This is a genomic window from Streptomyces sp. NPDC088812 (assembly GCF_044750285.1).
GTDB lineage: Bacteria > Actinomycetota > Actinomycetes > Streptomycetales > Streptomycetaceae > Streptomyces.
Genome location: NZ_JBIVJP010000030.1, coordinates 38,517 through 61,337, shown reverse-complemented (window position 1 = coordinate 61,337; position 22,821 = coordinate 38,517). Strand labels below are relative to the sequence as shown.

Sequence of the window (22,821 nt, the reverse complement as noted above, 5' to 3'; positions counted from 1 at the left end):
TCACGCTCCCCGCTTTCCGGAGGCCGCGGCCAGCGCGTCGGCGCCCCCGCCGAGGTCCAGCAGCTCGGCCAGGGCCCCGTCCAGTTCCCCGCGGCTGACGTCATTGACGAAGCAGGCGCTGCCGATTCCGTCGGGCAGCGGGAGGAGCTGCTTGCCGTCGCGGTGCTTGACGGTGTCGGCGAGTCCTCGCGCGAGGAGTTCCGGCGCGCACACGGGGTGCCGGGCCGGCAGTCCCAGACGGTCCATGACGTGCAGGATGCGGGTCAGGTCGGCGCGGTCGAGCAGTCCCCGCCGGTGCGCGAGCACGGAGCTGAACGCCATGTCGATGCTGACGGCCTCGCCGTGCAGCAACTCGGGCAGCGCCGCCATCTCCATCGCGGGTGAGAACGAGTGCCCGAAGTCGACCAGCCGCTGCAACTGGTGCTCCCAGAGGTTGGGTTCGAGTTCTTCGAGCATGCTCTGGATGGCCCGTGCCACCACTTCCTCCGCCACCTGCCCGTCGTCGGCGGAGCCCGCCGACTGCATGAGCTCGTCGACGAGGCGTGGACCGTGGGCCTCCAGGAGCTCGAACAGCACCGCGTCCTTGACCATGGCCATCTTGAGGATCTCGGCGAGCCCGTTCCGCAGGTGCCGGGGGCTCAGCGTCGTGAGGAACTCCCGGTCGACCAGGGTGACGGCGGAAGGATGGTACGTCCCCAGGCGGTTCTTGTGCTGGCGGAAGTTGACGCCGGTCTTCGCGCCGATACCCGCGTCCACCATGCCGATGAGGGTGGTGGGTACGCGCAGGTAGGGGGTCGACCGGCGGTAGAGGCTCGCGGCCAGGCCGACCAGGTCGGTGAGGACGCCGCCGCCGATGGCGATGACCGGCTCCCGCCGACGGGATATCCCGAAGGCGTCCATCGAGGCGACGATCTCGAAGACCGTCTCCATGCTCTTCACGGACTCGTGCGCGTCGACGACGCACAGCTCGTGCTCGACGTCCTGCTGGGTGAAGTACGTGCCGATCCGTGCGCCGTACAGCGCGTGCACGGTGGAGTCGACCACGACGAGACGGCGTCCGGGCCGTGCTTCCTCGGGGATGCCCGCCGTGGCCAGTGCCGGATTCGACGGGTCGAGCAGACCCGGGCTCAGGACGACGTCGTAGGTGACCGCCTTGCTCGTGCTGACCTGCCAGGACTGTCGTGGCTGCCGCCTGTGGTGCGCGGGCTCCTCCACGGTGTGCGGGCCGGGACGTAACGTCTCTGAGGTCAGTTCGGGGTGAACTGTCATGTCGTCAAACCTTTCCCTCGCACCAGGGCATGGCGGTGCCACACCTCGGTGCCGGTGGGTTGCCCGGCCCGCACCGCTCCACGGCGAACGGCGGCCGGCAGGGCGTGGCGAACTCGGTGACGCGTCCGGCGGAGCCGGAGAGGAGCTACGCGCTGTCAGGGACCAGGGGAGAGGACGAGGCCGTACGGCTCCCGAGGGGGCGCCACCAGGACAGGGCGACGCTGTCGGCATCGAGACACGCGGGCTGCGCCATCGACTTCTGCGCGTGGCGGAACGCCGTCATGGTGGCATCGATGTCGTCCGAGGTGATGGTGAACACTGCGAGGTGACTTCCGGGGCCGAGGAGTTGCGATCCCTCGCTCTGGACGAGGACATGGCGCTCGGCCGTGACGAAGTCCGGAACCTGTAGCACCTCATCGAGGTGGAAGTCGTCGTACCAGCGGTGGTACTCGGTCTCCCTGCCTGGCGTGGGCCGTGTGTGAACGGCCAGGAAGTATCTGGTCAAGCTGCCCTCCCCAGGGGCTCACCTGGGTCGCTGCTGCCCAAGGTACGGAAAAGGGGCGTCGACGCGCCGACCGCGGGCCTTCCGCGGTCCGAACGGCGGGTCGTGGTGATCAGAAGCGTTTGATCTTGGGGTGTGGCCGATTCAAGTCCGAACATCAGCGAACGGTCAAGGGTCGGACCACCGGGTTCCGGTCAGTCTGCCTTGTCGCACAGGCGTCCCCCGTCACGCGCTTCCGCCCCGTCGCCAGTGACTCTGGGAAAAGGGAGCCGATGACGCGCCGTCTGGAGAATGGCTGACTTGTTCCCTCGCCGTGCCTCCCGTGGCCACCAGGACCGGGTGTGCGGCGGAAGTGAGTGAGACGTGATGCCGGTGTTGCTCAGGCCCCTGACAGAAACTTGGGCACTACACCTCTTGACTGTTCGCTAATGTTCGGACTTGAATTCTAGAGCCCCCACAACCCAACGCATCCCGCCGCGTTCACTCGCCATCCGGAACGAGGAAGGCACCCAGCCGACGCGCATCGCCGTCTCCCGTACGGGGAAAGCACCGAGCCCGGCCCCGGTCCGGGGAAGCCGTACGGGTACCACGGGCTCCTGGCTCCGCCGGAGCCGAGCGCGATGCCCTCGTCCAGAGGGACGGATCGCAGTTCGCCGGCCACGGACGTCACCCCGCCGTCCCCCCACCACGTCGACCGACGGCCCTGCGGCCCCCGTCGGGTCGCTCCGACCCGGCGGGCGACGGCCGCACCGCCGTGTCCCCACCGCACCTGAGTCCGACGCCGTCCGTCGCACGCCCGCACAGCCGACGCGGCGTCATCCACCCACGAGGAACAGGACCGATCGCTTGCGGATTGTTGAGTGCCACTATGAGTTCACCGGCTTCGACGACGGCCTCGTCAGAGCGGGTACGTCGGTCTACCTCTGGAACCTGGTCCGGAAGTTCCGGGACGCCGGCCACGACGTCAGTGCGGTCACTCCCGCTCACGGTCTTCTCGAGTCCCTGGCAGCGACACATCCGGTCGAAGAACTGCCCTGGGGGATCGACGAGGAGGTACCGGTCCCGCTGGACCCCCGCGTCCGGAGCGGCCACCCCGCGACCCTTGCGCTCCGCCTCTCCGTCCGCGCCTCACGGATCACGGTGGACGGGATCCCCATCGTCTTCCTGAGCGGCGGCCTGCTCGACCTGTACCCGGACGCCCTCTACCCCCCGGCGGAACCCGAGGGCGAGGACATCGGCTTCCTGAAGCCCCTGGTCTTCCAGATCGCCGCCGCCCGCTACCTGGCGGACCGTGAGGCGCCGGGCACGGTCGTGCACCTGCACGAGCCCCGCTACCACTACCTGCTGCCCGCCGCGCTCGCCGGCAGAGGGCTCACGGTGGTGTCGACGGTGCAGACCAACCACCCGGTCAACCAGAAGGTGTACGAGCCGGAAGTACGGGCCGTCCTCGAACACCTGGGCGCCGACCCCTCGGTGACCGACGGGCTCGCCGATCCCCCGTTGGACTCCCCCCTGCACCGGGCCATGCGTGCGTACCTGCCGCGCACCGGGCTCTACGCCGACAGTGCCGCGGAGCCGGTGGCGGACCGCGTCAGCACGCTCGCCCTCGTGCTCCGGGCGGTCGCGGCGATGGACTTCCTCTCCGAGGGACAGATGCAGCACCTGCTCACGCAGGGCGGGACCCCGTTCGAGCAGCTCTTCGGGGAACTGGCCGTCGCGCGGGAACTGCGCGCGCACACGTCCCGTCTCGCCGTGTGCGGCTGTGCCATCGGCGACGAGTGGCTGACCGTCGAGCGAACCGACGACCGGCGCCGGCGGACGCTGCGCGGGCTGGGACTGGACCCCGACCTGCCGACCATCTACCACGCCGGGCGCTACACGGTGCAGCACAAGGGACAGAAGGAGGTGTTCCGGGCCGTCGCGCGACTCCTGGACGACGGCACGCGCTGCAACGTGCTCCTGCACTGCCTGACCGCGCTGCCGCTCGACGACCCCGAACTCGCCGACCTGGCGTCCCGGCACCCCGACCTCGTCCGGGTCCGGACCGAGGCGAGGACGACGACGGACCTGATGGACTGGGCCCTCGCGAGCGATCTGTCGGTGTTCCCCTCCAAGTTCGAACTGGACACGTTCCTGATGGCGATGGGCGAGGCCATGTCGGCCGGAGCGATCCCGGTGGCCACGGCCCAGCGGGGGATGGCGCACTTCCGGCACGCGTTCGACCTCGAGACACCGGAAGCCACCGGTCTCGCGGTCCGGCGGTCCTTCCGGGTCGACGATCCGCTGCTGACCGACGAGGTGTACGAGGGCCTTCGCCGGCTGGTGAAGCTGATCGAGAACGATCCCGAGCGGGTCTCCGCCCTGCGCGCGAACGCGGTGGCGGTAGCGCGCCAGTTCACCTGGAGCGCCGTGGCGAAACGATTCCTCCTGTTGTTCGACGCCTGCCTGCGCGGCGAGGCCCCCGCGACCGCGCTGGGGACGTCGTTCCCCGGGCCCTCCGCCGACGCACCCGGTCCGCACGGACGCGGCACGGCCGTACGCACGTCGGACCACGTCTCCGTCCGGTGGGAGGACACCGAAGCCGCGCAGGTCGAGGTCGTGTTCCCCGGTCCGCCCGGTGCTCCGCCGGAGGTCGTGGCGCTGGACCGCCGGCCGGACGGCTCGTTCGCGAGGGACGTCCCGCACCGGGGCACGTCGAGTCTCGCGCTGCTGACGACCCGGTACGACGGTGGGTCGGCCTGGACGGAACTGGCCGTGTCCTAGGCGCTTCTGACGGATCTCCGCGGCGTCGCGCCGCCCGGCACGCTCCCCCACTGCCTGAACGGCGTGGGCGGTACCCCCACTCACCGCACGACGCGAAGGGCCAGGTGGCTCCGCGACATGGCCCTTCACACCGCACGCCGAGGGCACGCACCGAACGCCGCTCCTTCTCCCACGGGGATCCGTCAGAAGCGCCCTGGCTCCCGAAGCAGTCTCCTCCGCACCCTGCCGCGCACGATGAATCGAGGATGGATATGCCTGCGATCACACACGAAGCAGAGCCGGCCAAGCTGCGTCTGGCGGTCATCGGGTCCGGGAACATGGCCCGCCGCTTCCTGAAACAGCTGCCGGACAGCCGGCGGTGCGTCCTGCGCGCCATCGGCGACCGCGACCCCGGTCAGGCCCGCGTCCTCGCGGACGAGGTCGGCCACCTCTGCGAGGGGGACCTGATCTGCGGCACCGAGGACGAGGTGCTGACCTCCGACGAGGTGGACGCGGTCTACATCGCGACGGTCCACACCACCCACGCCCAGCTGGCCATGCGGGCCATCGCCGCGGGCAAGCACGTCCTGTGCGAGAAGCCGCTGACCGTCAACCACGTCGAGGCGATGGCCGTCGTGGACGCCGCGCAGCACGCCGGGGTCCGCCTGGTCGAGGCCATCATGTTCCGGTTCCACCCGCAGATGGCCGCCGTCCGTGAGCTCGTGCGCAGCGGCGCCGTCGGGGAGGTGCGCCACATCGACGCGGGGTTCGCGTTCTACGTCCCCAGCGACCCGAAGGCGGCCACCATCGTCACCCCCGACCTGATCATCCCGGACGCCGGGGGACTCGAAGGGCGGCTGTTCGATCCGCACCTCGCCGGCGGCGGGATCCTCGACGTCGGGTGCTACCCGGTGTCGATGGTGCGCGCCGTCGCGGGTGCCGCGGCCGGCGTCGACTTCCTGGAGCCGGTGAGCCTCACCGCCGACGGCAGCCTCAGCGGCGACGGCGTCGATGAGTGGGCCATCGCGCAGCTGACCTTCGGCAACGGGGTGACGGCCTCCGTCCGGACGGGCGTGCGGATGGTCGACAACAACACCGTGCAGATCGTGGGGTCGAGGGGCACGATCGAACTGCTCGACCCATGGGCGCTCTCTCCGAGTCCCCGGGTCGTCGTCCGCCGGGTCGGACACGAGCCGGAGGAGCGGGCCTTCCCCGCGCCGGGGGCGTACGCCCTGCAGATGGACGCCTTCGCCGAGAGCGTCGACGGCCCGGAGCCGGAGCAGGTCAGCAACGCCGACTCCCTGGGCAACGCCGCCACGCTCGACCGGTGGCGCGCGGCGATCGGGGTCCGCTACCCGTTCGAGCGGGACGACGCGGTGATCCCGACGGTGTCCGCGCTGCCGCTGCGCGTCCCCGCGGCGGCCCCGGGCGGGGACCGCGCCGGCACGGGCCGGATCGAAGGTCTGGACAAGCCCCTCTCGCGGATCGTCATGGGCTGTGACCACCAGCCCGACCTCCTCACGGCGTCCGCGCTGTTCGACCACTACGTCAGCCTCGGCGGCAATGTGTTCGAGACAGCGCACTTCTATCTCGACGGGCAGGCCGAGCGCCAGCTGGGCCGGTGGATCGCCGCCCGCGGCATCCGCGACGACGTCGTGGTGATCGGCAAGGGCGGACACGCGCCGGACTGCACCCCGGAGGCGGTGAGCCGTCAGCTCGTCGAGTCGCTGGAGCGGCAGGGGACGGACCACCTCGACATCTACCTGCTGCACCGCGACAACGAGGACATACCGGCCGGCGAGTTCGTCGACGTCCTCAACCAGCACGCGGACGCCGGCCTCGTGCGGGTCTTCGGCGGCTCGAACTGGTCGGTACGGCGGGTGGCCGAGGCGGACGCCTGGGCCCGGGCCAACGGCAAGCGCGGTTTCTCGATGCTCAGCAACTACTTCGGTCTCGCCGAACCCGACGACCTGCCGTGGCCCGGTTGCCTGGACGTGTGCGACGCGGAGTCGATGCGCTGGCTGACCGAACGGCAGCTGCCCCTGTTCGCCTGGTCGGCCCGCTCCCGCAACTTCTTCGAGCGCGCCGACCCCGCGGATCTCTCCGACGAAGTGCTGGTGCGCTGCTTCTACGGACCCGAGAACTTCGAGCGCAAGCGGCGGGCCGAGAAACTGGCCCGCGACCACGGTGTCTCGCCCTCGGCCATCGCCATGGCCTACGTCCTGCACCAGCCGTTCCCGACCTTCGCCCTGTACGGGCCGAAGAGGCTCGACGAGTCGCGGGCCGCCTTCAGGGCCGTCGAGATCGACCTGTCCCCCGAGCAGGTCGCCTGGCTGCGGGGCGACCAGTCGTGACCGGCGGTCACACGGGGCTGTGCCACGGCCGGCCGGCCGAGGCGGCCGGGGGGCGTCGCCCTCGGACCCGCCGGCCGGGCCCGCCCGGCCCGGTGGGGGAGGCGCGGGGATGAGGACGCCCGCTCTGGCCGTCGACGTCGCGGGCGGCCCCTTCGTCCCGATCACCCTCACCCGGCGCGATCTGCGCCCCGACGACGTGCGCGTCGACATCGCCTTCACCGGGATCTGCCACAGTGACCTGCACCGGGTGCACGGGGACTGGGCGAACGGGATCTTCCCGATGGTGCCCGGACACGAGATCTGCGGTGTCGTCGGCGCGGTGGGCGAGAACGTCTCGACGTACCGGGTGGGTGATCGCGTCGGCGTCGGCGTGATGGTCGACTCCTGCGGGACCTGCGCGTACTGCCTCGACGGCAGCCAGCAGTTCTGCGTCGAGGGGGTCGTCGAAACCTACAACTCGCGGGGCTACGACGGCGCGTTGACCTACGGGGGGTACAGCCGCAGCATCGTCGTCCGGGAGCCGTTCGTCCACGGCATCCCCGACGCGCTCGACCTCGGCGGCGCCGCCCCGCTGCTGTGCGCCGGGGTCACGGTGTACTCGCCGCTGCGGCGCTGGGGCCCGGTCGCCGGCCGGAACGTCGCCGTCGTCGGCATCGGCGGTCTGGGGCACCTGGCGGTGCGGATGGCTGCGGCGATGGGGGCCGAGGTCACCGCGATCAGCCGGGGCCCCGGGAAGCGTTCGGATGCCCGCCGGCTGGGCGCCGTGGACGTCCTCGCGGCCGATGCGAAGTCCGCCCTCGGCAGCTCCCGGAGCCGGTTCGACCTGGTGCTGAACACCGTCTCGGCACCGCTCCCGATGGACGACTACCTCGCCCTGCTCCGGCCCGGAGGGGTCATCGTGAACATCGGAGCCCCGGTGGGACCGATCAGCTGCGAGCCGTTCTCGCTCATCTCGGGCAACAAGGTGATCGCCGGGTCGATGATCGGAGGATCGGCCGAGACCCAGGACATGCTCCGGTTCTGCGCGGAGCACGGCATCCGCGCGGACGTCGAGGTCACGGACGCCAAGGCGATCGAGTCCGCCTACCGTCGAGTGCGCGACGGCGACGTGCGGTACCGCTTCGTCATCGACACCACGACGATCGGCGAGTGAACCGTCGTGCCTGAACGCCGCCGGGGCCGCCGTGGTCGGGGGTGAGGGCGTTCCCGGGCCGGAACCGGCGCACTCCGTCGGTTCCACGGCCGGCGGTTCCCGGCGGGACCCGGTCCGGTCCGCGCAGGCGCCCGGTCCGATCGTGCGCGTGAACGTTTTCCGTGTCTTTCTCAGAGAAAGGTCTGGAAGGTGTCATCGGAAAGTGATGTCCAGAAGTTCCCGGACGATTTCGAGTGGGGCGTGTCGACGGCTGCCTACCAGATCGAGGGTGCCGTGCACGAGGACGGTCGCGGCCGGTCCATCTGGGACGTCTTCTCCCATGCTCCGGGAAACGTCGCCCGGGGGGACAACGGCGACGTCGCGTGTGACCACTACCACCGGTTCCCCGAGGACGTGGCCCTGCTGCGCGACCTCGGTGTGGGGGCCTACCGGTTCTCGGTGGCGTGGCCCAGGATCCAACCGGAGGGCCGAGGACCGGCGGAGCAACGGGGGCTGGACTTCTACGGGCGGCTGGTCGACGAGCTCCTCGACGCGGGAGTGGAACCCTGGCTGACGCTCTACCACTGGGACCTCCCGCAGGCCCTGGAGGAGCGGGGCGGCTGGCGCAACCGGGACACCGCCCGGCGGTTCGCCGACTACGCCGCGCTGGTGCACGAAGCGCTGGGCGACCGTGTCACCCGGTGGACGACCCTCAACGAGCCCTTCTGCAGCGCGTTCCTCGGCATGGCCACGGGCGAACACGCCCCCGGTGTCCGGGAGGGGCACGGAGCGCTGGCGGCCGCACACCACCTGATGGTCGGACACGGTCTCGCCGTGCAGGCGATGAGGGCGCAGCGACGGGGCGAGGAGAGGTTCGGCATCACCCTCAACCTCAGTGACGTCCGGCCGGCCTCGGCGGACCCGGCCGACCGGTCCGCCGCCGAGCGGCTCGACCTCCTCCACAACCGTGTCTTCACCGATCCGATCCTGGGCGGTGTCTGGCCGGCATCGGAACGCGAGGTCTGGTCGGACATCAGCGATTTCGGTTTCCGCCAGGCGGACGACCTCGCCCTGATCCGCCAGCCCCTGGACTTCCTCGGGGTGAATTTCTACTGCCCGGCCTACGCCAAGTTCGCGCCGACGGCGGACCCGGACCCGGGACACCGGTCGGCGGCCGAGATCGACGTCGAGTACGCGGTGCCCCCGGAACTGCCGCGCACCGCCATGGGCTGGCCGGTGGAACCGGAAGGCCTGTCCCGGTTGTTGTGCCGACTCGACGAGGAATACCGTGAACTGCCCCCGATCTACATCACCGAGAACGGCGCGGCATACCGCGACGAGATCGATGCGACGGGCGCGGTGTCCGACCCCGAACGCATCGCATTCATCGCCGCCCATCTGACAGCGGTGCGGACCGCCATGGAGAAGGGGGTCGACGTCCGTGGCTACTTCTGCTGGTCTCTGCTGGACAACTTCGAATGGGCCTACGGTTATGCGAAGAGGTTCGGCCTGGTCTACGTCGATTATGAGGATCTGCGGCGGATTCCGAAGGCAAGCTACTACTGGTACCGGGACATGATGCGTGCCCAGGGCCCGAGCTAGCCGCGGTGACCTTCGCGCGGGGGCTCACCGGCGGAATCCCGCCCGGTTCGACTCGCCTCGTCTCCGGCGCGGTTGTGGCCGTTGTCGCCGGTCAAGGGGGCCAGAGCGAGGGACCGGCGGCCGGGCCCGCCGGCCAGGGCGGCATGTCGTTCGGGCGGCCGGACGGGCTCCTCGTGACGGCGGGGCCGAATGTCCCGGCGCGGTGTCGCAGTCGATCTCGTCCGGGTAGGGTGAGCGCGTCACCAGCGTCCTTGGCGTCCTCCTCCTCCATTCCGCTCCGGCGTCGCCGATATCCGTCCATGGACCGACCCGCCCGTCACGGTGAGGAAGGGCGCATGAATCCCAGGCCGGTTTCCGGCAGAGCCGGAAACCGGGGATCGCCGTGCCCGTAATCCATTTGAAAGGCCACAGCAGACACATGACAGACGGCAACCTCCAAATTGCTTTAGACGGGCACGCGATCGAACAGCGGCGGATGCCCAGTGGCCTCATCGCTCTGGCGCTCGGCGGGTTCGGCATCGGCTTGACCGAGTTCCTGATCGCCGGGCTGCTGCCGCAGGTGGCGACGAGTTTCGCGGTGTCCGAGGCGGCAGCGGGCTGGCTGATATCCGGATACGCGTTGAGTGTCGCGATCGGCGCGATCGTGCTGACCGCGGCCACCACGCGACTGCCCCGGAAGCAGATCCTGGTCGGTCTGGTGGCGTTGTTCGTCATCGGCAACCTGTTGAACGCGGTCGCGACGACCTATCAGGTGATGCTGCTCGGGCGGATCGTCGCGGCGCTGTGCCACGGCTCGTTCTTCGGTATCGGCTCGCTGGTCGCCCGAAGCCTGGTCGCGCCGGAGAAGAAGTCCCGCGCGGTGGCGGTCATGTTCGCCGGCCTGACGGTCGCGAACGTGCTCGGCGTCCCGTTCGGGGCCTTCGTCGGTGAACGCTGGGGCTGGCGGGCGGCTTTCTGGGCGGTCACCGCGATCGGCGTGCTGGCGCTGGCGGGCATCGTCGCCTTCGTCCCCGGCTGGGCGGGCCGGGTACAGCCGTCGGCCGTGCCGGGAGGTCCGGAGCCGACACCGCCCGGTGACCTGCGGGCCCAGTTCCGCGCGTTCCGGTCCTGGCAGGTGTGGCTGACGCTGACGGCCACCGCGCTCAGCTACGGCGGGATGTTCGGCGCCTTCAGCTACATCGCCTACACGTTCACCGAGGTCGGCGGCTTCTCCTCGGCGGATGTCGCCTGGCTGCTGATGGTGTACGGCGTCGGCCTGGTCGTCGGGAACCTGATCGGTGGGCGAGCGGCGGACCGTGACCGGGACCGCGCCCTGGTCCTCGCCCTGGTCGGACTGACCGTCACCCTCGCCGTGTTCGGGCTGCTGGCCGGCAGCCCCGTCGCGTCGGTGATTCTGGTGTTCCTCATGGGGGTGTGCGGGTTCGCCAGCGTGCCCGGCATGATCACGCGCGTCACCGACTTCGCCCACGGGGCGGCACTGGCCGCCAGCGCCAACGTGTCCGCGTCCAACGTCGGCAACGCCCTGGGCGCCTGGCTCGGCGGCCTGGCCATCGCCGCGGGCCTCGGCTACGCCGCGCCGCTCTACGTCGGCGCCGGTATCGCCGCGACGTCTGTCGTCGTCATGGTCGTCGCCGCCCGCCTGGCCGGTTCCTCCGAACCCCGGGCCGACGACGATACGTGAAGCGCCGAACCCGCGCCCACCGGCTCACCCCTTCCCGGCGGCCGCAGGCCGGGGACACCGGTCGGCGCCGGGTTCATCGCCGTACGGCGTCCGCCCCCGCCGCACACGGACCGGCGGACGCCGCGCCGCATCCCAGTGGGGACGGTGGGCGGACGCGGTGGCGCTGCGGACCGTCACGCGCGGCCTGTGCCGTAGAAGCGCACGTAGTCGACCGTCATCGTCGCGGGGGACGGCGTGGAGGCGTCGGGAGGGCCGGGCCAGTCGCCCCCGACCGCGACATTGAGCAGCAGGTGCATGTCCTGTTCGAAGACCCAGTCCCGTGGCGCGGGCAGCTTCGACGGAGTCAGGGTGAAGTACGGCTTTCCGTCGACGGACCAGGTGATGCGGTGTGGCTGCTTGTCGACGGCGTAGGTGTGGAACGCCTGCGACGCGTCGGCCGGAAGGGTGGTGGAGCCGCCGATCCCGTTCTCGTTGAAGTAGGTCGGACTGTGCGCGGTGCCGTACACCGTGCGCGGTTCACCGCCGACCACCTCGCAGATGTCGATCTCGCCCTGCCCGGGCCATTCGACTCCGTTGTCGCCCAGCATCCAGATCGCCGGCAGCAGCCCGGTGCCGGTGGTGTCTTCGCGCGGATCTCCGCGCGTCCGTGAGTGAGCGTGACCTTTCCCTCGGTGGTCAGGCGGGCCGACGTCCAGGTGCAGAACTCCTGCGTGTAGCACGGCAGCTCGGATCCGGCGGGGGCCGGCCGCGCCGAGATCAAGAGGTGACCCGCGCCGTCGAGAGCGGAGTTGGCGGCGTCGTCCGTGTAGTACTGCAGTTCGTCGTTGCCCCACCCCTCGGCGTCCCGGTTCCCGGTTTCGGTGTTCCAGGAGCTGTCCGACGGGCGGGTGGCCGCCGCTCCGTCGAACTCGGCCTGCCAGAACGGCTTCTCCCCGGCCGTCGCAGCGTGCGGGTCCGCCGGAGCGGAGCCACATCCGCACAGCAGTCCGCCCAGCGCCAGCGCGAGTGCCAGGCGGATACGTCGGTTCATCGCGCTGCTCCTGGAAGGTCGTGCGGGAGACGGTGAGCACGGTCCGTTTCCCCGCCTGCGTGGATGACCGGAGCCGGGCGGACCGAGGGGCCGTGCACGCTGCGCGAACGTTACAGAACGACTGCTCGCAGCAACACGGCGGGCCCGCCCGCTGCGCGGCTCCGCCGGGCCGCCCGGGGACACTTCCGGTACGAGTGCCGGCGCACACGGTCCGTGGCTGGAGGGCCCGGTTCAATGCCCCCGGGCCACCCATTCCGCGAGGTGCGGTGCCTCGGCCCCGATGGTCGTGGACGGCCCGTGTCCGGTGAGCACCGCGGTCCGCGGGGGAAGGGTCAGCAGCCTGTCCCGGATGGACCGGACGATGGTGGCAGGTCACCGCCGAGCTGACCGACCGCCACCAGACGGACCTCGAATCGCTGCTCGCCACCCTGCGCAGCAGGGACCTGGACGACGCCCGGGCCAGAGCCCTGGCGACGGACCTGGCGGCCGGCGCCCTGGTACGGGCCAGGACCGGCAGCGACCTGGTGGCCTCTCTCGCTGAGGAACCTGTCTCCCGGGCGTTCGAACGGCTGAAGGACGACCTGCGTCCCCTCAGCCGTTACGGCACTGTCCGAGTCGAGTTCGTCGAGCCACCCGTGGACGGACGTGCCCTGCCGGGAGAGGTCGCTCACGCGGCCCGGGCCATCGTCCGCAGCGCGGTGCTCCTCATGCGCGACCAGGACGGGGTGACGCGGATCCGGGTCCAGTGGAACTGCGACGGAGTCAACTTGCTGATCTCCCTGCGCGACGACGGGCCCGGCCGCCTCGACCGAAGCCTGCCGGCGCTTAGGCACCTCGCCGCCCGTGCCACGGCGCTCGGCGGACGCCTCGGCGTGGAGGCCGTCGAGACCTGGGGCTCCGAGGTCGACGTACGCATTCCGCTCGATCCGCCCGACACCTCGGACACGGCGGCGCGGACCTGGAACCTCGCACCCCGTGAGATCGAGGTACTGCGCCGGCTCGCCGGCGGGCGACGCAACCGGCAGATCGCCGCGGAACTCGGCATCAGCGAGAACACCGTCAAGTTCCACACCAGTCAGCTGTACCGCAAGCTCGGGGTCACCTCGCGGGCCGCGGCCGCCGCGCTCGCCGCCGATGCCGGTCTCGGTGCCGACGCCGGTCTCGGTGCCGCCGAGGGGGGAGCCCCGGGGTGATCCCCGGCCCGGGAGGGCGTGGAGCTCCTCCGGCGTCGTGAGCCCGCTGACCGGACGCCGGGGCGACCCCGCCGCCCAGCCCTTCCTTCGGGCGCTCCGGACGACCGGTCGGGCCGACCAGAGCGCGGGACGCGCCGACGGCGTACGGGACCGGCACACACTTGATCAACTTGTGGATCACCCTGCGTGCCGGGGGAGTGAAGCGGAAGAATCGGGAATCGGGAATCGGGACGACGGGGTTCCGCGCCCTTTGCTACCGCCGGAGGTTGGCCATGGCAAGCTCTCCACGCACGTGGCGGACGACCGCGGCGCGCTTCGCCTTTCTCTTCTCCGCCACCCTCACTCTGAGCGCCGGAATACTCCTCGCTTTCCAGGACCCCTCCCTCAGCCGGGCAGCCGTCCTGTCATCCCTGGGCCTCAATCTGGTGGCTTCAGTCGTCTTCGCGCTGATCTTCTCGTTCTTCAGTACGGAGCGGCAGGAGAGGGCACTCGGAGAGAATCTGGACGACCAATTCAGCGAGCTCTCCCGGGCCTTGCTCGTGCAGATAGCCGAGACCCAGCGGACGTACATGCCCAACCGTCGCTACCCGGCGACCGACAGCTTCGACCCCGACTTCAACCGCGACCTCAACACCAGCATCGCGAGCACCGCGTCGTACGTGTTCCGCGGCCCGAGCGCCCGCTACGTGGCCACTCGGCTGGCGCACGTCCACCACAACCCCGCTTCCGTGCGGATATCCATGGTTGACCCCAGTGACGAGTCGGCGCTGTACCGCAGAGCCGCCGACAGACGGCTGTGGCCCTCGTCCTCGGGGAAGTCGAACGCTCAGCTCCGGGACGAGATGCAGGACGAGATCCTCATGTCGATCGTCGCGTTGTTCGACTACCGGCACGTCTGTCCCGTCGAGATCATCTACACCGCCGACCCCTCCGTCTACCGCATGGAGATGACGGATGACGCCGTATATATCTCCTGGTACCACGCCGACGCTTCCCTTGCCAAGGAAATGCCGGAGTCGCTGCGCTTCCAGAACGGCACCTTCCTTTACGGCCTGCTTCAGCTGGAGACGCGGCGGCTCTTCGAGCTGTCGAAGAAAGGAGTGACGTTCAGTTCAGCCCAGGGGGACGACTACTTGGAAGAACACCTCCGGACGGTGTCCGGACGGAACGTGGTCAGCACGGAGATCTCCGCATGGCGGGCCGAACACACCCGGTACACAGCTCCGTTCGCGGACTACTTGCGCAACCTGTGACCCGAGGCCGCCGGCCTCCGGGGCCCGTTCGCAGGCCGCGTGGAACGGCTCGGCGAGTGCGTTGTCCGCGCAGGAGCCATCCCGCGTCCGCGAGCGCGGCAATGACCCGGGTGGCGAACAGGACCGGGCAGCTCGCGGTGCCGGCGCTCACGGCGCGAGCTGCCGCGAAAGCGAGGACGAACCACGAACGGTCGCGGCCTCCGCGCTCGACGGCTCGCACGGGGCCGCGCTGCTGCACTCCTTCGGCTGTCCGGTAGCGCGCGGGCCATGTCGGGTGCCTGATCGCCGGCGCCCCCCTCGTGGACGCGCTTGCCCGCGACTGGTCCAGGCGCTCCAGTCTCCTCAGTCTCCTCGCCGCACTGCCGTACCCGCTCGATGCCGCCCAGGACGGCGCACGGCAGTGACTCGTGCCCGCGGCGTAGCCGTGGGTCGTAGCCGTGGGGCGCCTTGGACACGGTCTCGGCGGCTTTCACGCTCTGGGCGCCGATCAGGCCGGTGCCTGTCATCCCCCCGGCCGTGACAGCGCCGTGCATGTGCCCCCGTGTGCAAGGCCGTTGGGCCGCTCGATCGTCGAACTGTCGTACGGGTCCTGGAGTATGATCCGGTCACCGGCTGTTCCGTGGTGAGGCGACGCACACGTCACGCACGGCGAAGCGCGGGCGGCACGTACTACCGCGAGCCACCGGTCCGCGGTGGGCGAGCGCACGGCGGTCGTGCGGCCGGACAGATCGTTCCAGGAGGAGTCCCGCGCGTGCACCCGCTCACCGACGCTGATCCGGATCGGATCGGCCGCTACCGTCTCACCGGCCGCCTCGGGGCCGGCGGCATGGGCACCGTCTACCTCGGCAGCACTCCTGGCGGCCGTCCGGTCGCGATCAAGGTCATCGGCGGTCAACTCGCCCACGAGGACAAGGCCCTGGAACGGTTCCGCCGTGAGGTGGACACCCTGCACACCGTGCGAAGTGCCTACACCGCCTCGGTCATCGAATGCGGTCTGGACACGCCGCCGTACTGGTTCGCCACCGAGTACGTGCCCGGCCGGACCCTGCACTCCGCGGTGTCCGCGTCCGGCGCTCTGCCGGCGCCGCTGTGCCGAAGCCTGCTCGCGGCGCTGGCCGAAGGGCTGTCGGACATCCACGTCCGCGGAGTGCTGCACCGGGACGTCAAACCGCAGAACATCATCCTGTCCCCGGTCGGCCCCCAGCTCATCGACTTCGGTATCGCCCGGGAGAGCGGGCAGACCGCACTGACCCAGGCCGGTCTCACCGCGGGCACACCGGGCTTCACCGCTCCCGAGGCCTTCGACGGGGAGGAAGTCGGCTTCGCCGCGGATGTGTTCGCGCTGGGCGCCACACTGGCCTTCGCGGCGACCGGCCGGCCACCGTTCGGTGACGGCGCCTTCCCCGCGGTCGCCTACCGCACCGTCCACGGCGACATCGATGTCGAGGGGGTCGAGCCGCAACTCGCCGCGATCATCATCGCCTGCACCGACCGCGACCCGGCTCGGCGGCCGGCGCCCGGGCGGATCGTGGAGCTGTGCCAGTCGCACACGTCCCTGGCGAACGACCCCACCTACCAGCGGATCGCCACCCTCGCCACGGCCTCGGGCGCCGTGGTACCGGCCCCTGCCCTCGTGCCCACGGAACTGGACGCCTCGGGGGCGGCTCCGGCCGTCCAGCCCCAGGAGATCCCGACCGCTGCGGCCGTGCGGCCCCCGGTCCCGACCGCGGCATGGCCGACCGAGGTCTCCCCGGCCTCCGACCGTTCGGGCGGGTACCCCGGTCCGCGGCAACCGGTCGGCACGGCACCGGACCTGGCGACCCCCGGTGAGGCGGGCCGGCGTCGTTCCCGGCGCGGAACCGTCCTCACCACGACGGCAGTTGCGGGCGTGGGCGCCTTGGCTGCCGCACTGTTGGTGCTTCAGCCCTGGCAGGGCGAGGAGGGATCCGCCGGGGCACGGTCCGGCGCCGAGGCCGGCGCCACGGCCACGGGCGAGCAGAGGGACAAGGGCACGGGCGACAACGCGGACGCGGTGCCGGACGCGACGGCATCGCCTGAGGCGAGCGCCGACCGGGGCGCGACGGCGGGCGCGACGCCGGGCGCAACGGCCGACGAGGGCGACGCGGAGGGCGTCCCCGCGGAGCGAGTGATCAGTGCGCCGATGACTCTGGGACCGGGTGAGGAGATCGCCGCGGCACGGATTCGGCTCGTCCTGCAGCGCGACGGCAACCTCGTCGCCTACGACGAGAGCAATCAGGCGCGTTGGGCGACCCGGACGCTCGGCACCGGCGCGCGCGCCGACTTCCAGACCGACGGCAATCTCGTCGTGTACGACGCGCAGAACCAGGCCGTGTGGGCGAGCCGGACGAACGGGCACGACTCCGCGGTGCTGAAGCTCCAGACCGACGGCAACATCGTCATCCTCGAAGGGGAAACCGTGCTCTGGGCCTCGGGCACGCACCACTGAGGTCGTTGTCGCCCCCTGTCCTCCCCTGAAGGGTTTCACCGGTATCGGCATTCCCGTCCCACCGTGACGGCACGCGGTGAGATGTCTTCGGCCATGGCCTGAAGACTCCCCTTGCGGACCGTTCAACTGCGGTGCAACGCGGGCACGGAGCGGGCGGCACCGGCTTCCGTTCCGAGCCGCCGGCCCTCTCGGCCCGCCTGGAGACGACCGGGCAGCAACTTGCGCTGACCGGCGTCATCACCGGGGTGTTCGCCGTCGCCGGCATCGCGGCCGGCCTCGTCCACGGCCGCCGCAGCTGGCCCGGCACCCCCGGCTCCCGGACTCCCGCCCTGCTGCCCGCGATGACCACGGCACTGACGCTGTGCGCCGTCACCGGCAGGCTCTGGGGCTTGTTTCGCCGCCTTCCTGCTCGGCGGCCTCTTCTACAGCCCTCTCATGATCATCAGGAACCTGGCGCTCCAGCACCGCCTCCCCGAGAACGTGTGGGCCACGGGCTTCTCCCTCCTCCACGCCGCGGGCGGCCTCGGCTACGGCGCCGCCGCCCTCCTGACGGCCGGCCTCATCGACGCCACCACCCCGGCCGTCACCATCGTCGTCCGTACGGCGCTCACCACCCTGATCGGCCTGATCGCGGGCCTGGGCGAACGCACCGGAACGAAGAAGACCGGCCCCACCCCCGCCGGCAAGCCCCACCCGCAGCACACGACCACCTGACGGCACGGCGCCCGTGACTGACGGAGCACGCCGACACACCGTTGCCCTCACAGACCGGGCAGGGAAATGACCCAGGAGTCCTCGTCGGCCGCCGGAACGGCATCACCCCGGACGATCGGTTCCGAATCCGTTCACCGCGCTTTCGAGTCCTTGTGCTCGGTGCAGCTATGTAGCCGGTTCTCCGGCAGTCCTGGTCATCCCCCTCTCCTGCGCGCTACGGCGACTACGTTCGGGGCACGGCATGGGGAACCGTCCCGGGCCGTGCGCTACGAGGGGGACCTATGGGGAGTCTTGCGCGCATCGTGCTGGACGGCGGGGGCTGCGTCCTGGTGGAGGCCGCGGACGCGGCCGACGGACCGCTCAAGGCATCACGCTTCGGTGACAGCATCCGGGATCTGCCGCAGAACCTGCGCACCACACTGATCCCGGTGACGGACCTGGCCCGCACCGCGCTCGACCAGCTGCGCGGGGTGGGGCCGGACCACGTCCAGCTGGAGTTCGGGGTCGACCTCTCCGCGCAGGCGGGCGCCGTCATCGCCAGGAGCCAGACGGCCTTTCACCTGAAGGTCACCGTCTCCTGGGACGCGGCCACCGGCGAGCCCACGACCTGAACGGGACGGACACGGACATGCCTTTCAGGGACGCCGGTGACGAGAACGCCGGTGACGAGAACGCTGGTGACGAAAACCCCGGTGACGAGAGCGCCGGTCGCGCGGACCGGTCCGGTGTCCAGTGCGCGGTGGCCCGGGTCGTCTCCACGGACGGCACGGTGGCGGGTGCCGGATTCATGGTCGGCAGGGACGTCCTGATCACCTGCGCGCACGTCGTGCGCGCTGCGGGCAGCGGCCCGGGACGCGAGGTGACGCTGAGCTTTCCCCGGGTGCCGGGGTCGCCGTCCGTCGAGGGCACCGTACTGGCGGAGCACTGGCGGGAGCCGCACCAGGAGGACGTCGCGGTCGTCCGGCTGCCCGCCGTACCGGCGGGCACCACGGTGGCGGCCCTCGGCTCGGCCGACGGCTGTCACGGCCACGCCGTGCACTCCTTCGGCTTCCCCGACTCGGCGCCGGACGCGGGTCACTACGGTCATGCGGTGGCCGGCCGGCTGCTCGCGGACCCCGGGGACGGGACCGGCGTACTGCTCCAGCTCACCGCGTCCAACGACCTCACGCAAGGATTCAGCGGCGGCCCGCTCGTCGACGACGTGACCGGTCTCGTCGTCGGCATGGTGACGGCCATCACCGCTCCCGACGCGCACCTGCGCAGCCAGGGCATCAGCTACGCCACCCCCGCGCAAGTACTGCGTGAGGCATGGCCCGAACTGATCGAGAACGACGCCTGTCCCTACCGGGGGCTCGAACCCTTCACCGAGGAACACACGGCTCTCTTCCACGGCCGGGACACCGCCGTGAACGAGGTGCTCACCGGCCTGGCCGGCGCGGAACGGGGACTCCTGCTGCTCGGGCCCTCCGGGTCGGGCAAATCGTCCCTGATACGGGCCGGCATCCTCCCCGCCCTCGCCGACGGCTGTCTGCCGGGCAGTGACCGGTGGCTCCCGGTCCTGGTCCCGAGGCCGGGACAGGACCTGATGGCGGAGATCGAGCGCGCCGGGCTGCCCGGCGCGCGCGACGACGGGCTGGCCGCCGCGGTGCACCGCCGGCTGGCGGCCGCCCCCGAACACCGGCGCGTCCTGCTGGTGGTGGACCAGTTCGAGGAACTCTTCACCCGCCCGCCCGACGAGCGGACCGGCGGCGTGGCTCCCGGGTCCGCCGCCACCGCGCTGGAGACACTGTCCGAGGCACTGGGCTCGTTCGCACCGTTGAGCGTGGTCCTGATCGCCCGGGACGACTTCTACCCCCAGCTGGCGGGCAGCGCACCGGAGCTGCTGAAGACCACCGCGCTGCTCAACGTACCCGCCACGCTGAGCCGGAAGGACCTGCACGCGGTGATCACCGCTCCGGCCCGGGCCGCGGGCGTCTCCTTCGAAGAGGGCCTGGTGGACCGGCTCGTCACCGACGTGCTGGCCGCGGACCACCGCCACGCCGGGCGCCTGTCCGCTCCCGTCACGATGCTGGCCCCCTTGCAACTCGTCCTGCGACAGCTGTGGGAACGCCGCGCGCACGGCAGGCTGCTGCACCACGAGTACGAACGGGTCGGCCGCATCGCCGGAGCCCTGACCACCTGGTGCAACGCGGCGATCGACGAGCTCGGCCCGGAACACCGCGACACAGCCCGACGCGTCCTCACCGCCCTGGTCCGGCCCGCCGACCCCGAGCGGCACGTCCCCGCCACCCGCCAGCTGGTGCCCCTGCACGAACTGCGCGAACTCGCCCTCGGCGCGGCGGCCGGCGACCGGGACTCCGCGCACCCGCCACCGCTGGACTTCGACAGCACCGACACCGTCATCGCCTCGTTGATCCGCCACCGGATCGTCACCACGTACGGTCGTGGACCGGCGCCGTCGTCGGACGGGCTGATGGCGGAACTCGTCCACGACACCCTCACCCGCGACTGGGCCCTGCTGCGTCAATGGGTCGCGGAGGACGGGCAGTTCCAGCAGTGGCTGCTCCGGTCCGACGGACAGCGCAGGCGCTGGGACCTGACCGGCCGGCCGGACGACCTCCTGCACGGTACGGACCTGGCCGAGGGACTCGACTGGGCCCGGCGGCGCGCTCTGCCCGGCCTGGCGGCCTCCTTCCTCGCCGCGAGCCACCGGCAGCAGCAGGCGGCCCTGCGGCGCACCCGGAGGTTCATCGCGGTACTGGCGACGACCCTGGTCCTGGCGCTGCTGGCGGCGGGCGGCGCCCTCTGGCAACGCCAGAGGGCCGTCACCGCCGGACAGGAAGCTCTCTCCAGGCAGCTCGCCGCCCGGTCGGAGTCGCTCATCGGCACCGACCCCGACCTCGCCGGGCTGCTGGCGGTGAAGGCGTACCGGACCGGCAGAACGGACGACGCCGTCGCGAGTCTCTACGCCGCGGCCGCCCTCCCCTCGCGCCGCGCTCTCCCGGGCGAAGGGGCGGCGTCGGCGGCGTTCAGCCCCGACGGCCGCACGCTGGCCACGGGTGGCTGGAACGGCACCGTCCGGTTGTGGGACCCCGTCACCCGCCGGCCGCTCGCGAAGCTCTCCGGTCACCGGCAGGCCGTGTGGGCGATGGCGTTCAGCCCGGACGGCAGGACTCTGGTGACCGGAAGCCACGACGGCACGGTGCGCTGGTGGGAGGTGGAGACCGGACACCTGGTCCGGACCGGCAGGCCCGGGGGCCTCGTCCAGGCGGTGGCGTTCAGCCCCGACGGAAGGTTCCTGGCCGACGCGGGCAGCAACGGCACCGTCCGTCTCCGCGACGGGTCCTCCGGCTCGGTGGTGGCGGAGCTGAAGGGACACACCGGACCGGTCACCGCACTGGCCTTCGGCCCGGACGGCAAGCAGTTGGTCTCCGGCAGCCACGACAAGACCGCCCGGGTGTGGAACGCCGCCGACGGGCAGGAAGCCGTCCGTATCACCGGGGACGCCCCCGTCACGGCGGTCTCCTTCGGCCCGGACGGCCGGACGGTGGTCACGGGTGCTGGAACCGGGGCGGTCCAGTTGTGGAACCTGGCGTCCGGAGACGCGCTGGCCACGGTCACCGACCACACCGGTGTGGTGTGGTCCATCTCCTTCCACGCCTCCGACAACACCATGATCACCGCCGGGAACGACGGCACCGTGCGCCTGCGTGACGCGACGACGGGCCGTACCCGCGCCACGGTGACCGTCGGCCAGCCCGTCTCGGACGCCGAACTCAGCCCGGACGGCAACACCCTGGTCACCGCCGTCGGAAGCAGCAACGGGTCCACCCGGCTGTGGGCCACCGGCACGGGACGGCCCCGCTCCACCCTGAGCGACCACGAGGGCCCGGTCGACGCCCTCGCGTACAGCCCGGACGGCCGCCTCCTCGCCACGGCGGACTGGAACCAGACCGTCCGCGTGCGCCGGGCGGACGACGGAACCACTCTGTACTCCTTCACGGAGAACGAGGCGGCGAGCCTGGCCTTCAGCCCTGCCGGCGACATCCTGGCCACGAGCGTCCCGGGAAAGATCACCCTGCGGGACGCGGCCACCGGGCGGACACGCACCACGGTGCCGCTTCCCACGACGCCGATGGGCCCCCTCGTGTTCAGCCCCGACGGCCGTACCATCGCCACGCGGATCGCACCGGACACGGGTGGCGAGGACGACCGGGTGCTGCTGGCCGACGCGACGGGAGGCGGCAGCCGGGTACTGCTGGGCGGCGGCCACGGCACCGTCAACGCCCTGGCGTTCACCCCCGACGGACGGACGGTGGCCGCGAGCGGCGACGACGCCGTCGTACGACTGTGGGACCTCGACATCCCCGACCGGCCGTGGAGCGAGCTGGACGGTCACACCGGGTCCGTGAACAGCCTGGCGTTCGGTCCCGACGGGTCGACGCTCGCCGCGGGCAGCATCGACGGCACGGTGCGCCTGTGGGACGTCGGGACCAGCCGCGTCCGCGCCTACCTGAGTGGTCACACCGGGGTCATCACCCAGCTGTCACTCAGTCCCGACGGCCGCACGCTCGCGACCGGCAGCTTCGACGGCACCGTGCGCCTGTGGGACGTCGCCACGAGCAGGACCCGACGCGTCGTGAACGCGTCGGGCACCGTGTGGTCCGTCGCGCTGAGTCCGGACGGCCGCACGCTCGCCGCCGGCGGCGCCTACGGCGTGGTCCGCCTGTGGAACGTCACACTGCCCTCCCCGAAGGAGGCCATGAACAGCATCTGCCGTTCCGTGGGCCGGGATTTCACCGAGGAGGAGAAACGCCTCTACCACTTCGACGACTCCTCCGACCGGGTCTGCTGAGCGGTGGACGGAAACGTGGCGCCGCCA

Annotated in this window: 14 protein-coding genes and 1 pseudogene; 11 read left to right on the top strand and 4 right to left on the bottom strand. The window is 71.3% G+C overall.

The features are described from left to right. Nucleotides 1–1,269: a sedoheptulose 7-phosphate cyclase gene (locus ACIP67_RS38490; protein WP_401698244.1), complete on the bottom strand. Its 1,269-nt coding sequence runs from the start codon at nucleotides 1,267–1,269 to the stop codon at nucleotides 1–3. A 145-nt stretch (nucleotides 1,270–1,414) separates the two neighbouring features. Then, complete coding sequence (locus ACIP67_RS38485; RefSeq protein WP_401698243.1) at nucleotides 1,415–1,774, bottom strand: hypothetical protein; 360 nt, start codon at nucleotides 1,772–1,774, stop codon at nucleotides 1,415–1,417. Nucleotides 1,775–2,617: 843 nt separating this feature from the next. Between ACIP67_RS38485 and ACIP67_RS38480 the strand changes: the two genes are divergently transcribed. From ACIP67_RS38480 to ACIP67_RS38460, 5 genes are all read left to right on the top strand, one after another. Then, nucleotides 2,618–4,534, top strand: a complete 1,917-nt coding sequence (locus ACIP67_RS38480; RefSeq protein ID WP_401698242.1) for a glycosyltransferase — start codon at nucleotides 2,618–2,620, stop codon at nucleotides 4,532–4,534. 251 nt (nucleotides 4,535–4,785) lie between these two features. After that, nucleotides 4,786–6,867 carry an aldo/keto reductase gene (locus tag ACIP67_RS38475; RefSeq protein ID WP_401698240.1) on the top strand — a complete coding sequence of 694 codons (2,082 nt, stop codon included), beginning with the start codon at nucleotides 4,786–4,788 and terminating at the stop codon, nucleotides 6,865–6,867. A 109-nt stretch (nucleotides 6,868–6,976) separates the two neighbouring features. Next, entirely contained in the window at nucleotides 6,977–8,020 is a 1,044-nt protein-coding gene (locus ACIP67_RS38470; protein WP_401698238.1) for an NAD(P)-dependent alcohol dehydrogenase, read from the top strand. 189 nt (nucleotides 8,021–8,209) lie between these two features. Next, nucleotides 8,210–9,601 carry a GH1 family beta-glucosidase gene (locus ACIP67_RS38465; RefSeq protein WP_401698236.1) on the top strand — a complete coding sequence of 464 codons (1,392 nt, stop codon included), beginning with the start codon at nucleotides 8,210–8,212 and terminating at the stop codon, nucleotides 9,599–9,601. Nucleotides 9,602–10,076: 475 nt separating this feature from the next. After that, nucleotides 10,077–11,282 (top strand): MFS transporter, encoded by a 1,206-nt coding sequence (locus ACIP67_RS38460; protein ID WP_401698320.1) that lies wholly within the window; start codon nucleotides 10,077–10,079, stop codon nucleotides 11,280–11,282. 173 nt (nucleotides 11,283–11,455) lie between these two features. On the opposite strand, the gene ACIP67_RS38455 is transcribed toward ACIP67_RS38460, so the two are convergent. Then, entirely contained in the window at nucleotides 11,456–11,869 is a 414-nt protein-coding gene (locus tag ACIP67_RS38455) for a family 16 glycosylhydrolase (protein ID WP_401698234.1), read from the bottom strand. Between the two features lie 674 nt (nucleotides 11,870–12,543). Next, nucleotides 12,544–12,678, bottom strand: a pseudogene (locus tag ACIP67_RS38450) (MBL fold metallo-hydrolase); the annotation flags it as partial. 158 nt (nucleotides 12,679–12,836) lie between these two features. Between ACIP67_RS38450 and ACIP67_RS38445 the strand changes: the two are divergent. The 6 genes from ACIP67_RS38445 (at nucleotide 12,837) to ACIP67_RS38420 (ending at nucleotide 22,794) form a co-directional block, all read left to right on the top strand. After that, entirely contained in the window at nucleotides 12,837–13,505 is a 669-nt protein-coding gene (locus ACIP67_RS38445) for a LuxR C-terminal-related transcriptional regulator (RefSeq protein WP_401698232.1), read from the top strand. Nucleotides 13,506–13,675: 170 nt separating this feature from the next. Continuing rightward, nucleotides 13,676–14,758, top strand: coding sequence for a hypothetical protein (locus ACIP67_RS38440; protein ID WP_401698230.1), 1,083 nt, complete (start codon nucleotides 13,676–13,678; stop codon nucleotides 14,756–14,758). A 751-nt stretch (nucleotides 14,759–15,509) separates the two neighbouring features. Next, nucleotides 15,510–17,225, top strand: a complete 1,716-nt coding sequence (locus ACIP67_RS38435) for a protein kinase (RefSeq protein ID WP_401698228.1) — start codon at nucleotides 15,510–15,512, stop codon at nucleotides 17,223–17,225. Nucleotides 17,226–17,660: 435 nt separating this feature from the next. Next, nucleotides 17,661–17,939, top strand: coding sequence for a hypothetical protein (locus ACIP67_RS38430; RefSeq protein WP_401698226.1), 279 nt, complete (start codon nucleotides 17,661–17,663; stop codon nucleotides 17,937–17,939). 281 nt (nucleotides 17,940–18,220) lie between these two features. Next, complete coding sequence (locus ACIP67_RS38425) at nucleotides 18,221–18,550, top strand: CU044_2847 family protein (RefSeq protein ID WP_401698224.1); 330 nt, start codon at nucleotides 18,221–18,223, stop codon at nucleotides 18,548–18,550. Nucleotides 18,551–18,567: 17 nt separating this feature from the next. Continuing rightward, the gene (locus ACIP67_RS38420; RefSeq protein ID WP_401698223.1) at nucleotides 18,568–22,794 is read left to right on the top strand and encodes a hypothetical protein; all 4,227 of its coding nucleotides are present in this window, start codon (nucleotides 18,568–18,570) and stop codon (nucleotides 22,792–22,794) included. The last annotated feature ends 27 nt before the right edge of the window (nucleotides 22,795–22,821 follow it).